Here is an 11,578-nt window from a genome sequence, read left to right on the forward strand (position 1 = left end):
TCCATATGAACGAACACATTACCCCCATCACCATGCCGCATTCGCGCGCGTGGCTCGCCGTGCTCGTGGCCGGCGTTGCGCTGACGCTGGCCGGCTGCGACAAGTCCGACAACCGCACGGCGGGCGAGAAGCTCGACAGTGCAGTAGCCAAGACCGAGAAGGCGGCCGATACCGCGGCGGCCAAGACCGGCGAGGCCCTCAGGGATGCCAAGGCCAAGGTCGAGTCGTCCAGCACCACGGCCGAGGTGAAGGAAGGCATGGCCCGTGCCAAGGACGCTGCCAAGGACGCCGGCGCCGCGATGAGCGCGACGATGGACGATGCCGCCATCACGGCCTCCGTATCCGCAGGCCTCGCCAAGGACCCGGACCTCAGCGCGATCAAGATCGACGTCGACACGAAGGGCGGCGCCGTGAGCCTGAAGGGACCCGCGCCCACCGCCGCCGCCAAGGCGCGCGCCGAGGAGATCGCCAAGGGCGTGCAGGGCGTGACATCGGTGAACAACCAGCTCGAAGTGAAGGGCTGATCGCCACCCTGCGCCAGGCGCACAAAATGAAGAAGCCCGGTCTCTGCCGGGCTTTTTTTGGCGAGAGCCCTCCGGGCCCTCGGCTCGATGGTCAATGGCCGAGCCAGTCCTTCAGTTCGTCGGCATGCTCTTCTTCCTCCGAGAGGATGTCCTCGAGCATGCGGCGCGTGGTCGGGTCCTTGTCGCCGATCAGGGTGATCATCTGGCGATACGCCTCCACCGCGATGCGTTCGGCGACGAGGTTGGCGCGCACCATCGATTGCAGGTCGGTCGACTCGTCGTAGGCCGCATGGCTACGGTCCAGCAGGTGGCTGGGTGCGAAGTCGGGCTCGCCGCCCAACTGCACGATGCGCTCGGCGATGCGGTCGGCGTGTGCCGACTCGGCGTTGGCATGCACGAGGAACTCGTCGGCAATGGCGGGCGAGTCCACGCCGTTGGCGGTGAAGTAATGGCGTTTGTAGCGCAGCACGCAGACCAGTTCGGTGGCGAGTGCGTCGTTCAGGAGCTTGACGACGTCGTCGCGCCAGGGGCCATAGCTGGGCGTGACGGCGCCTTCGTCGAGGCTGTTGCGCGCGGCGTCCAGGCCGCCCTGGTCCAGCACCAGGTGCTTGTGCTGAGCCGCCTTGGAGGATGAGGAAACATCGACTTTCATGGAGAGTCCTTTCGTGGGAGGCTTGTGGTCTTGCGCATCAACGTGTTGACGAGGTCGGCCACGTCGGATGTCTTCAGTACCGCCGCAAGCACGGCCGTGGCCGACAGCAGGCGCCACGGCCTCACGAGTACCAGCACCGCGCCTGTGGCCGCGGCCGCGGCCATCAGCTTGGCCGGCTCCTTGCGCGCATAGTGCTCGAGCAGCGGGCGGGCCAGTTGGCCGATCGCGTGTGCCGGATGCCGGCGCCACCAGCGTTCCACCACGCCGCGGCCCATCGAGAGCCACACGTTGTTTCGCCCCCGCCGCGGGTTTTGCAGGTGCCGGTTGCGGCGCGGCGCGGCGGCCGATGGGTCGTCGAACGCGTATTCCAGTTCGTCCTCGAGCTCGCGGTCGCGTTCCGCCCGGGGTTGTGCGTCGTCGTTCGCGGCGTCCGCATCGCCGTTCAGCTGCCGCACCAGCGCGCGGCGCGAGAGGGCCAGGCGCTGCTGCGGGGTGAGGGGGGAACGTTCATCGCTGTTCATGGGCAGCTCCGGCGTCGCGCAAGGCCTGCAGGTCGGCGCCCAGCTGCGAGCGCAGATCGTCGAAACCGTAGCTCGGAACGGACTTCGTCGCGTACCACGTACAGATGGCCGCTATCACCAGCGCCACGCCCGGCACGGCCACGAGCACCCAGTGAAAGCTGCCGTACATCACGCCCAGCAGCACTGCGACCCCCGTCAGTCCAAGGACCAGTGCGGCGCAGGCCGCAGCCAGCACGCCTGCGACGATGCGGGCGACGAGCCCGCGTCCCGCCTGCGCTGATTCCTGGCGCACGAGGGCGGCGTAGTTGGCAAGGTGTTCAGCGACCAGTTCCGGGTGCCCGAGCACCGTGGAGAAAATCGGATGAAGCATGGTGCCGGGATGGGTGGAGCGAAAAAAGTCGGCGGATCAGTAGTCGTCCCGGCTGCGGCGGCTGGCCAGCACGATGAGCGCCGTGATGGCAGCGCCGGCGGCCGCGGCCAGAAGCACCGAGCGCACCGGCTGGTCGGAGATGTAGCGGCCCGTGACGTCGGCAGCCTGTTCGAGTCGGCGCTGCGCACGTGCGCTGGTGGTGGACGCGGCGTCCAGCCCGCGCTGAACGGCCTGCTGCACGCGGGCAGCCAGCTGCTCGACAGCGGGTTCGGCATCGCGTTGCAGGTCGCGGACCTTTTCGCCCGCCGCATTCACCGCGTTCTGTGCATAGGCGCGGGTCGTTTCGACCGCTTCGCGCGCGGTCTGGCGGGCGTCGTCGGCGAGTTGCGAGGGAGTCTTGGTCGTCGTGTTCATGTGAAAGTCCTTTCCGGAAAAATGAAATGCGCAAGCCTGTTGATCGTAACGACGCTACTTGCGTCGTAGCAAGCCGGCAAGGAAGCTCGCAATCGCGAGGATCGCGAAGATCACGAAAAGGATCTTGGCAATGCCGACCGCGCTGGCGGCGATGCCACCGAACCCGAACAGGGCCGCGATCAACGCGATGACCAGAAACACCACGGCGTAATGCAACATGCGGAACTCCTTCGAGGCTGCCCTCGTTGTGTTGTAAGCGGCGCATGCCGGACTCCCGCAGAGGAAGGACCGGATGGCACAGGTGCAACCTTAAGTGGGGCACTGCCGCAGACCTGTCAGCGGCCGGGGGCGGGGTGCGTAGGAGATGGCCGAGTCGCCCTGCGCCGATGTGTGAAGGAGTACCGCCGTCCGGCGTCTCAAACGGGTTTGACGATGGGCAGCATGGCGCTCAGGCGCGTGCCCCTGCCCGGCGTCGACGACACCGTGAGCTTGCCGCGCGCCGCCTCCACCCGATGCCTCATGCCCGCGAGGCCGTGCGTCGATGGCCGCATGCGCTGCGTGTCGAAGCCCTTGCCGTTGTCCGCCACTTCCACGATCACGTGGTTTTCATAGTTCTTCAGCACGATGGTGGCTTCGCTGGCCTCGGCGTACTTGCCGATGTTGGTGAGGCTCTCCTGCACCATGCGGTAGATGGTGAGCTGGCGCGATTCATCCATGGTCACCGGCTCCAGCGCCATCTCGATCTGCAGGCCCGAGCGCTCCCCGAATTCGCGCCCCAGGATCTCCAGCGATGCGACCAGCCCCAGGTTTGAGAGCGACGACGGCCGCAGGTCTTCGATGATGCGGCGCTTGAGCGCGATGCCGCTGTTGAGCAGCTCGGTCAGATGCTGCAGCCGCTGGGTGGCGTCGGGTGCGTCCGTCAGCCGCGATTTCAGCCGCGCCACGTCCAGCTTGGCGGCGGTGAGCAGCGAGCCCAGTTCGTCGTGCAGCTCGCGCGCGAGGTAGCCGCGCTCGGTTTCGCGCACATCCTGCAGATGGGTTGCCAGTTCGGCCAGCGAGGCAGTGCGTTCGAGCACTTCGTCCTCCAGCGCATTGCGCTCGCGCTGCAGGGCCTCCTGCTGGCGCTCGCCGATGGAGCGCAGCGCATGCGTCTGGCGCAGGTACAGGAAAAAGGCGATCAGCGCCGCCAGCGCCACGATGGCGGTGCCGACGCGCGCCAGCTGCAGCGAGCGCAGCACCTGCTGCTGGCTTCGCTGCAGGGTGTTGTTGCTGGTCTTCACCAGTTCGCTCGCTGTCGTGCGGATGGCCTCCATCTCCTCGCGGCCGACATCGGTCGTGATGACGAATTTCCAGGCGTCGTCCTTGCCGTCCTGGCGCAGCCGCACGCTCATGTCCATCTCGGCCACCTTGCGCAGCACGTGCTTCGACAGTTCGGCCAGCTGGGTGAGTTCGGCCGGCCTGGCGGCGTACAGCCGGCGCAGCGTGGCGAGATGGCCGTCGACCTGCTTGACCGCGTCGTCGTAGGGCTTTCGGTAGCTCGCCTCGCCGGTCAGCAGGTACCCTCGCTGGCCGGTTTCGGCATCCAGCATGTTCTGCAGGATCTGGTTGAGCGTGCCGCGCACCTGCTGCGCCTCGTCGATGTCGGCCAGGGCGCGGCTCGACTGCCGGTAGCCGGCCTCGTTGATGCCGACGAGGGCCAGTGCAGCCAGCGCCGCGAGCAGCAGGCTCACGGCCATTCGTGGAGGGGCTAACCAGTGCATGAAACTTTCAAGGTCGCTTGACGCGCAAGTTCGTGAATAATTGATAACAATCAGGGACCGGTATGTTGCGACCCGCATGCCCGCAACACAACGACGAAAGTAACAGATGATCAAAATCGGAATTGTGGACGACCACGCCATCGTGCGATCGGGCCTCCGGCAGTTCTTCTCCGAGCACGTGGACCTGCGCGTGGCGGGTGAGGCAGCAAGCGGGCGCGAGGCCATCGAACTGGTGCGCACCACGGAACTCGACGTGCTGGTCATGGACCTTTCGATGCCGGGCCAAAGCGGCATCGACGCGCTCGCCATGATCCGCGCCAAGGCGCCGGACGTGGGCATCCTGATCCTCAGCGGCTATCCTGAAGAGCACTACGCGATGAACCTGATCCGGCAGGGCGCGAGCGGTTACCTGAACAAGGAATGCGATCCCATCGAGATCGTCAACGCCATCCGCACCATTTCGCTGGGCCGGCGCTACATCACGCCCGCCGTGGCCGAACTGCTGGCCCGCCAGCTCGACCGCAAGGACGACGCCGCGCCGCACGAGCAGCTCTCGGAGCGCGAGTTCCAGGTGTTCCTGAAGCTCGCCAAGGGCGAGACCGCAGGCGACATCGCCAAGACGCTGTCGCTGTCGGTGAAGACCGTGAGCACCTACCGCACGCGCCTGATGGAGAAGATGAACCTCTCCTCCAACAGCGACCTCACGTACTACGCACTGAAGAACAAGCTGATCGATTGAGATCGGCCTGCGAGCGGGAAGGGGCCCCATGCAGCGGCTCCTTCTTCAACCTGTTCCGGACGAGGAATGCAGCGCCTTGGCCTGCCCGATGCAGAAGTCGACCAGCGCGTCGATTTCGTTCGACTTGTCGAACACCGCATCGACCCCGAACTCGGCGCAACGCCGCCTGATGTCGGGCGTCGCATAGTTGCTGAGAACCACCACCTTCTGCACGGGCTTGCGCGACTGGCAGGCCTGGAGCACCCCCAGGCCGCTGCCTTGCTTGAGAAAGAGATCGACGATGACGAGGTCCCACTCGCCATCGTGGCCGAGCAGCCACGCGCGCGCGCCGCTCTCGGTTTCGGCGAAGCCAACCACCGTGGTGCAGGTAAGTTCTTCCAGCGTACCAATGAGGTTTTCACGGATCGTGAGGTTGTCTTCGACGACGTAGGTCTGCAATCTGGAATCCATGCCGAACCGCGCTTCCTCTGAGGTTGGCAGGCGCATTCGCGGCGCCTAGCTCCATGACCGCCTGCATATCGAGTGTGAGACGCTTCTGTCACACCATCATGCAAGCTTCAACGTGCGGCTGTTGTAGGCGGGTTCCGACGCGTATACCCGGCCCAGTCTGCAACGCACCTTCGTAGGCGGCGCCTCACGGTTTTTGCGGCCCGCCGCCGACCTGGACGACGCGAGGCCCGTAGTGACAATGACCCATGGCAACGATGATCCTTCGCAACCGGCCCCTCTGGCAGAAGCTGCTCGCATTCGTCGTGCTGCTGTTCGCGGCGCTGGTCATCGTGCTCGCCTTCTTCCCCTGGGACACGCTGCGCGGACCGGTCAACCGCTATGTCAGCGAGCAAACGGGGCGCAAGTTCGAGATCACGCGGCGGCTCGACGTGGGCCTTGGCTGGGGGCAGGCAACGGTCAAGCTGGACGGCATCGAGTTTGCCAATCCCTCTTGGGCGCGCGACCCGTACTTGGTCAAGGCGGACCGCGCCGAGTTCGACATCCGCGTCTGGCCGCTGATCACGAGCAAGGTCGTCATTCCCCGGTTGTTGCTTTTCTCGCCGACGCTCGGGTTGCAGATGGAGGCCGACGGGCGCCGAACCTGGGCGCTCGGCAAGGACACCTCCGACCCCGGCACGGTGCCCGACATCGGCCTCATCCAGGTCGATACCGGCGTGGTCGACTTCCTTGCCAAGCACCTCGGCGTCGACCTGCACGCCGACCTGAGCTACGACAGCAGCCGCGGCGAAATGCCGCTCAACTACCGCATCAAGGGCCGCTACAAGGGCCAACCGCTGACCGCCAGTGGCCGCACCGGCAACGTGCTGCAGATCAATGCCGCGGGTGCGCCGCCGTTCCCGATGGAAATCAACGCGGCCGCCGGCCAGACCCAGCTGAAGGCCGCCGGCACCGTGGCCGAGTTGTCGGGGCTCGACGGCATCGATGCCAAGTTCGAGATCAAGGGCCAGACGCTGGGCGCGCTATACCCGCTGCTCGGCATCGCGCTGCCACAGACTTCGCCCTATGTCCTGAGCGGCAAGCTGGGCAAGCGCGGCAAGCTGTGGCAGGCCACCGGCCTCAACGGCAGGCTGGGACTGTCCGACATCGCCGGCGACATGCGCTTTGACCAGGCCGGCCAGTTGCCGTACCTGGCGGGCGACCTGCGTTCGCGCGTGATGGACATGGACGACCTCGGCCCGTTGATCGGCCTGCAGCCCACGGCACGCACTGCCAACGCCGTAGAAGGCGTAGCCCCGCCCCCGACCATCACGCAGGTCAGGCGCCCGGGCGGCAAGGTGCTCCCCGCGACCCCGCTTGACTTCGAGCGCGTGCGCGCAATGAACGCCGACGTGAAGTACACGGCCGACCGCATCCGCAACGTGCGCGACATTCCACTCGAGCGCGGCAGCGTTCAGGTCAAGCTGGCCAACGGCGTGCTCACGCTAGATCCGCTCGACCTCGGCATGGCTGGCGGCAGGTTCGCCGGCGCGATCCGCATCGATGCCTCGAAGAACCCGGCGGATATCCGCGCCTCGCTCGACGTACGGGCGATGCAGCTGGCCCGCCTCTTTCCCAAGCTCGAAACGACGGGCAACAGTGTGGGGCGGCTGGACGGGCGCATCAACCTGTCGGGCTCCGGCACTACCGTGGCCAACTGGCTCGGGGGCGTGTCGGGCGACGTGGCGGTCATGTCGGGGCGTGGCCAGTTCGGCAACCTGCTGCCGGTGTTCGCGACGCTGGTGGGCGGCGACATCATCAAGTTCGTGCTGCGCGGCGACCGCAACGTCGAGCTGCGCTGCGCGGCGTTGGCCTTCGACGTAAACAAGGGGCTGATGACGGGGCGCACGATGATGGTGGACACGACCAACGCCGTGTTCATCGCCACCGGCCAGGCCAACCTGGCAACCGAGGGGCTCGACTTCGTGATCCACCCGGAGCCCAAGAGCAAGAACATCCTGTCGATCCGCACGCCGCTGGTATTGAATGGCACCTTTGGAGCGCCGAAGGGCGGCCTGCAGGCGGGGCCGCTGGCGGGACGCGGCCTGGCCGCACTGGCGCTGGGCGCCGTCAATCCGCTGCTGGCACTGGCCGCGACCGTCGAAACCGGGCCGGGTGCGGATTCCGATTGCAAGAGTGTGCTGGCTCAGGCAAACACCCCCGCGGCTGGGGCGCCCGCCAAGGGGGCAGCCCGCGCGAAGGGCGCAAAGCAGCCTTAAACGACGCCGTGGACGGGCAGGGCGGGGCGCTGCGCGCAGACGCTGCAGTGCGGGTCGCGCGCCACGCGCAGCGTGTCGAAAGATGTGCTGCGTCCGTCGAACATCAGCAGCCTGCCCGCCAGCGACGGCCCGATGCCGGCCAGCAGCTTTAGCGCTTCGCTGGCCTGCAGCGTGCCGATGGTCCCAACCACGGGACCGAACACACCCAGGACGGCGCAGCGCGTTTCCTCGAAGGCCGCATCGGGCGGGAACAGGCAGGCGTAGCAGGGCGAGGCGGCGTCACGGGTGTCGTAGACGCTCAACTGCCCGTCGAAGCGGATCGCCGCACCGGCCACCAGCGGCCTGCCATGGGCCACGCAGGCGCGGTTGACGGCATGCCGCGTGGCAAAGTTGTCGCAGCAGTCCACGACCACGTCAGCCTCGGCCACCAGGCGCGACAGCAGCGCCTCGTCGGCGCGCAGGGCGTGGGTTTCGATGGCGATGTCGGGGTTGATGTCGCGCATGGCCCGCGCGGCCGATTCGACCTTGGCGAGGCCCACCCGCGCGTGGGTGTGGGCAATCTGGCGCTGGAGATTGGTGAGATCGACTTCGTCGTCGTCGACCAGCGCGATGTGGCCGACGCCTGCTGCCGCAAGGTACAGGGCAACCGGCGAGCCCAGCCCGCCGGCACCTATGACAAGAACTCGCCCGGCCCTGACGCGCGTTTGCCCGTCGATGCCGAACTCCTCCAGAAGGATGTGGCGCGAGTAGCGCAGCAGATCGCTATCTTCCATGCGCCGCCCGGCTCAGTTTTCTTTCTTTTCTTCCTTGTTGTCGATGATGACCTGTGTCTTGCTCACGAGCACCGGCTGGCCCTTCAGGCGGTTGAGCGCCTGCACCAGCGGGAAGTCCTTGTCGGTGCCGAATTCGGGCACCTTGCGGTCCTGCGGCGGCTTCTTGGCTTCTTCCTCGAGGCGCTTGCGGGCTTCGTCGCGGGCCTTTTCGCGTTCCGGGTCCTTGACTTCGGGGCCCTGGCCGCTGGCCAGGTGCTTCTCGAGGTCGGCTTCGCGCATGCGCAGGGCGGCAAACGGGCTGCCTTCGGCGCTTTCGTCGATCAGCACGTTGGGCACGATGCCCTTGGCCTGGATCGAGGTGCCGCTGGGCGTGTAGTAGCGCGCCGTGGTGATCTTCAGGCCGGTATCGGGGCCGAGCGGGCGCACCGTCTGAACCGAGCCCTTGCCGAAGGTCTGGCTGCCCATGACGGTTGCGCGCTTATGGTCCTGCAGCGCGCCGGCCACGATTTCGCTGGCCGAGGCCGAGCCTTCGTTCACCAGCACCACCAGCGGCACGTTCTTCAGCGCGGCCGGCAGGCTGCGCAGCGGGTCGCTTCCGGAACGGCGCTGGTAGAACTCCGGCGCCGCCTTGTAGACGGACTTGCTTTCGGCCAGTTGGCCGTCGGTGGTGACCACCGTGACGTTCTCGGGCAGGAAGGCCGACGACACCGCCACCGCCGCGTCGAGCAAGCCGCCCGGGTCGTTGCGCAGGTCGAGCACCAGGCCCTTGAGGTTCGGATCTTCCTTGTACATCTCGTCGATCTTCTTCACGAAGTCGTCGACGGTGCGTTCCTGGAACTGCGACAGGCGGATCCAGCCGTAGCCGGGCTCCATGATCTTGCCGCGGACCGATTGCGTGCGGATTTCCTCGCGCGTGATCGTGACCGGGAAGGTGCGGCTCTCGTCCTTGCGGAAGATGGTCAGCAGCACCTTGGTGTTGGCTTCGCCGCGCATGCGCTTGACCGCCTCGTTCAGCGACAGGCCGCGCACGGCGGTGTCGTCGATCTTGGTGATCAGGTCGTTGGGCTTCAGTCCGGCGCGGAAGGCCGGGGAGCCTTCGATGGGCGAGACGACCTTGATCAGGCCGTCTTCCTGCGAAATCTCGATGCCCACGCCGACGAAGCGGCCGGTGGTGCCCTCGCGGAATTCCTTGAAGGACTTCTTGTCGAAGTACTGGGAATGCGGGTCGAGGCCCGCGACCATGCCCGAAATGGCGTCGGAGATGAGCTTTTTCTCGTCGACCGGCTCGACGTAGTCGCTCTTGACCATGCCGAAGACGGCAGCGAGCTGCTGCAATTCCTCGAGCGGCAGCGGCGCAAGCGATCCGCGTGCGACGGTCTGCAACGAGACGGTGGTCAGGACGCCGGCAACGGCGCCGGCGGCGACCCAGCCGGTGATCTTCAGTTTCTGGCCCATCATGAGTGGTTGTCCTTGTCGGCGGCTGTCAAACCAATATACACAGCTTGGAAGCAAATTGCCTGCCGGGGTTCCACGTAGGGCCCGGCAGAAAAGGGTTTCTTCAGCCTTTACCTTGCGAGGCCACCGCGGCGGCGGCCTTTTCGGCGGCCGCGGCATCGCCCAGGTAGTAGTGGCGCATGGGCTTGAGGTCGTCGTCGAGCTCGTAGACCAGCGGGATGCCGTTCGGGATGTTCAGGCCGACGATGGCGTCGTCGGAGATGCCGTCGAGGTATTTCACCAGCGCCCGGATCGAGTTGCCGTGGGCCGCGACGACCAGGCGGCGCCCCGTGCGGATGGCTGGCGCCATCGATTCGTTCCAGAACGGCAGCACGCGCGCCACCGTGTCCTTCAGGCACTCGGTCAGCGGGATCTGCTCGGGCGACAGCTTGGCATAGCGCACGTCGCTGCGCTCGCTGCGCGGGTCGTCGGCTTCCAGCGGCGGGGGCGGGGTGTTGTAGCTGCGGCGCCAGACCAGCACCTGCTCGTCGCCGTACTTCTTGGCGGTTTCGGCCTTGTTCAGGCCCTGCAGGCCGCCATAGTGGCGCTCGTTCAGGCGCCAGGAATGGACCACCGGCAGCCATGTGCGGTCGAGCTCGTCGAGCGTGTGCCACAGGGTGCGGGTGGCGCGCTTCAGGACGCTGGTGTAGGCGACGTCGAAGTCGTAACCTTCTGCCTTGAGCAGCCGGCCGGCCTGCTTGGCCTGCTCGACGCCGGTTTCCGTGAGGTCGACGTCGGTCCATCCGGTGAAGCGGTTTTCGAGATTCCAGGTCGATTCGCCGTGACGGATCAATACCAGTTTGTGCATGTGGGAGGCCTTTGGCTGCGCTTGCGAAACCTCGCATTCTAAAATCCCCGGTTTGCCATTCAAGGAACCCCCGTGAAATTGATCGAATTCGTCACCGCGAACTGGATGCTGATCCTGATCGCGCTCAGCTCCGGCGCCATGCTGGCCTGGCCGCTGGTACGGGGTGCGGGCGGCGGAACGCTCACGGCCCAGGGCGCCGTGCAGCTCATCAACCGCGAGCGCGCGGTGCTGGTCGACGTGCGCGAGCCGGAAGAATTCGCCACCGGCCACATGATCGGCGCCAAGAACGTGCCCCTGAACCAGCTCGAGGAAAAGCTGACGGGCGCGGTCAAGAACAAGACCGTGCCGCTGCTGCTGGTATGCGCCACCGGCACCCGCGCCCAGCGTGCCGTGGCCATGGCCAGGAAGCTGGGCTACGAGCAGGCCCAAGCCGTGGCCGGCGGACTCAAAGCCTGGAAAGACGCTAACCTGCCGGTTGAAAAAGCCTGAGTCTTCCCAAGGTAGAGAGCATGCAAGCCGTCAAGATGTACACCACCGCCGTCTGCCCTTACTGCATTCGTGCGAAGCAGATCCTGAAGTCCAAGGGGGTCGAGCAGATCGAGGAGATCCGCATCGACACCGACCCGCAGGCCCGCAACACCATGATGGAGATCACCCAGCGCCGCACGGTGCCGCAGATCTTCATCGGCGAGACGCACGTGGGCGGCTGCGACGACCTGATGGCTCTCGACGGCCGCGGCGGCCTCGTGCCCCTGCTGCAGGGTGCGTAAATAGGCTCTCCCCCAGGCTTCGCGCACTTCGTGTCGCTTCTCCAACCC

Annotated in this window: 15 protein-coding genes; 5 read left to right on the top strand and 10 right to left on the bottom strand. The window is 66.4% G+C overall.

Annotated elements, in window-relative coordinates; translation table 11 throughout:
* Positions 1-5 precede the first annotated feature (5 nt).
* On the top strand, positions 6-524 hold the full coding sequence (locus PMI12_RS22790; RefSeq protein ID WP_007837155.1) for a BON domain-containing protein: 519 nt from the start codon (positions 6-8) through the stop codon (positions 522-524).
* Between the two features lie 91 nt (positions 525-615).
* Here PMI12_RS22790 and PMI12_RS22795 read toward each other — a convergent pair whose 3' ends face one another.
* From PMI12_RS22795 to PMI12_RS22820, 6 genes are all read right to left on the bottom strand, one after another.
* Positions 616-1,176 (bottom strand): ferritin-like domain-containing protein, encoded by a 561-nt coding sequence (locus PMI12_RS22795; RefSeq protein ID WP_007837161.1) that lies wholly within the window; start codon positions 1,174-1,176, stop codon positions 616-618.
* Positions 1,173-1,697, bottom strand: a complete 525-nt coding sequence (locus PMI12_RS22800; protein ID WP_007837162.1) for a hypothetical protein — start codon at positions 1,695-1,697, stop codon at positions 1,173-1,175. The genes PMI12_RS22795 and PMI12_RS22800 overlap by 4 nt, the downstream gene beginning before the upstream one ends.
* Positions 1,684-2,067, bottom strand: a complete 384-nt coding sequence (locus PMI12_RS22805; RefSeq protein ID WP_007837163.1) for a phage holin family protein — start codon at positions 2,065-2,067, stop codon at positions 1,684-1,686. The genes PMI12_RS22800 and PMI12_RS22805 overlap by 14 nt, the downstream gene beginning before the upstream one ends.
* A 36-nt stretch (positions 2,068-2,103) precedes the next feature.
* The gene (locus PMI12_RS22810; RefSeq protein ID WP_007837164.1) at positions 2,104-2,481 is read right to left on the bottom strand and encodes a hypothetical protein; all 378 of its coding nucleotides are present in this window, start codon (positions 2,479-2,481) and stop codon (positions 2,104-2,106) included.
* Positions 2,482-2,535: 54 nt separating this feature from the next.
* Positions 2,536-2,700 (bottom strand): DUF1328 domain-containing protein, encoded by a 165-nt coding sequence (locus PMI12_RS28375; protein WP_007837165.1) that lies wholly within the window; start codon positions 2,698-2,700, stop codon positions 2,536-2,538.
* Positions 2,701-2,897: 197 nt separating this feature from the next.
* Positions 2,898-4,217, bottom strand: a complete 1,320-nt coding sequence (locus tag PMI12_RS22820; RefSeq protein WP_007837166.1) for a CHASE3 domain-containing protein — start codon at positions 4,215-4,217, stop codon at positions 2,898-2,900.
* Positions 4,218-4,347: 130 nt separating this feature from the next.
* Here PMI12_RS22820 and PMI12_RS22825 point away from each other — a divergent pair, with 130 nt between their 5' ends.
* Positions 4,348-4,980, top strand: coding sequence for a response regulator (locus PMI12_RS22825; RefSeq protein ID WP_007837167.1), 633 nt, complete (start codon positions 4,348-4,350; stop codon positions 4,978-4,980).
* A 45-nt stretch (positions 4,981-5,025) separates the two neighbouring features.
* On the opposite strand, the gene PMI12_RS22830 is transcribed toward PMI12_RS22825, so the two are convergent.
* Positions 5,026-5,430, bottom strand: coding sequence for a response regulator (locus PMI12_RS22830; RefSeq protein ID WP_042674050.1), 405 nt, complete (start codon positions 5,428-5,430; stop codon positions 5,026-5,028).
* A gap of 245 nt (positions 5,431-5,675) precedes the next feature.
* On the opposite strand from PMI12_RS22830, the gene PMI12_RS22835 reads away from it, so the two are divergent.
* Positions 5,676-7,685, top strand: coding sequence for an AsmA family protein (locus tag PMI12_RS22835; RefSeq protein ID WP_042674051.1), 2,010 nt, complete (start codon positions 5,676-5,678; stop codon positions 7,683-7,685).
* Here PMI12_RS22835 and PMI12_RS22840 read toward each other — a convergent pair.
* The 3 genes from PMI12_RS22840 to gpmA all read right to left on the bottom strand — a co-directional run bounded on the left by PMI12_RS22840 (position 7,682) and on the right by gpmA (position 10,760).
* Positions 7,682-8,458 (bottom strand): HesA/MoeB/ThiF family protein, encoded by a 777-nt coding sequence (locus tag PMI12_RS22840; protein WP_007837170.1) that lies wholly within the window; start codon positions 8,456-8,458, stop codon positions 7,682-7,684. The two genes, PMI12_RS22835 and PMI12_RS22840, sit on opposite strands and share 4 nt — an antisense overlap.
* Positions 8,459-8,470: 12 nt before the next feature.
* The gene (locus tag PMI12_RS22845; RefSeq protein ID WP_042674053.1) at positions 8,471-9,913 is read right to left on the bottom strand and encodes a S41 family peptidase; all 1,443 of its coding nucleotides are present in this window, start codon (positions 9,911-9,913) and stop codon (positions 8,471-8,473) included.
* Between the two features lie 103 nt (positions 9,914-10,016).
* Positions 10,017-10,760, bottom strand: coding sequence for a 2,3-diphosphoglycerate-dependent phosphoglycerate mutase (gpmA, locus tag PMI12_RS22850; RefSeq protein WP_007837175.1), 744 nt, complete (start codon positions 10,758-10,760; stop codon positions 10,017-10,019).
* Positions 10,761-10,832: 72 nt separating this feature from the next.
* Between gpmA and PMI12_RS22855 the strand changes: the two genes are divergently transcribed.
* Together PMI12_RS22855 and grxC are read left to right on the top strand one after the other, a co-directional pair.
* On the top strand, positions 10,833-11,249 hold the full coding sequence (locus tag PMI12_RS22855) for a rhodanese-like domain-containing protein (protein ID WP_007837177.1): 417 nt from the start codon (positions 10,833-10,835) through the stop codon (positions 11,247-11,249).
* A 20-nt stretch (positions 11,250-11,269) separates the two neighbouring features.
* Entirely contained in the window at positions 11,270-11,530 is a 261-nt protein-coding gene (grxC, locus tag PMI12_RS22860) for a glutaredoxin 3 (RefSeq protein WP_007837180.1), read from the top strand.
* The last annotated feature ends 48 nt before the right edge of the window (positions 11,531-11,578 follow it).

Source organism: Variovorax sp. CF313 (assembly GCF_000282635.1).
Classification (GTDB): Bacteria; Pseudomonadota; Gammaproteobacteria; order Burkholderiales; family Burkholderiaceae_C; genus Variovorax.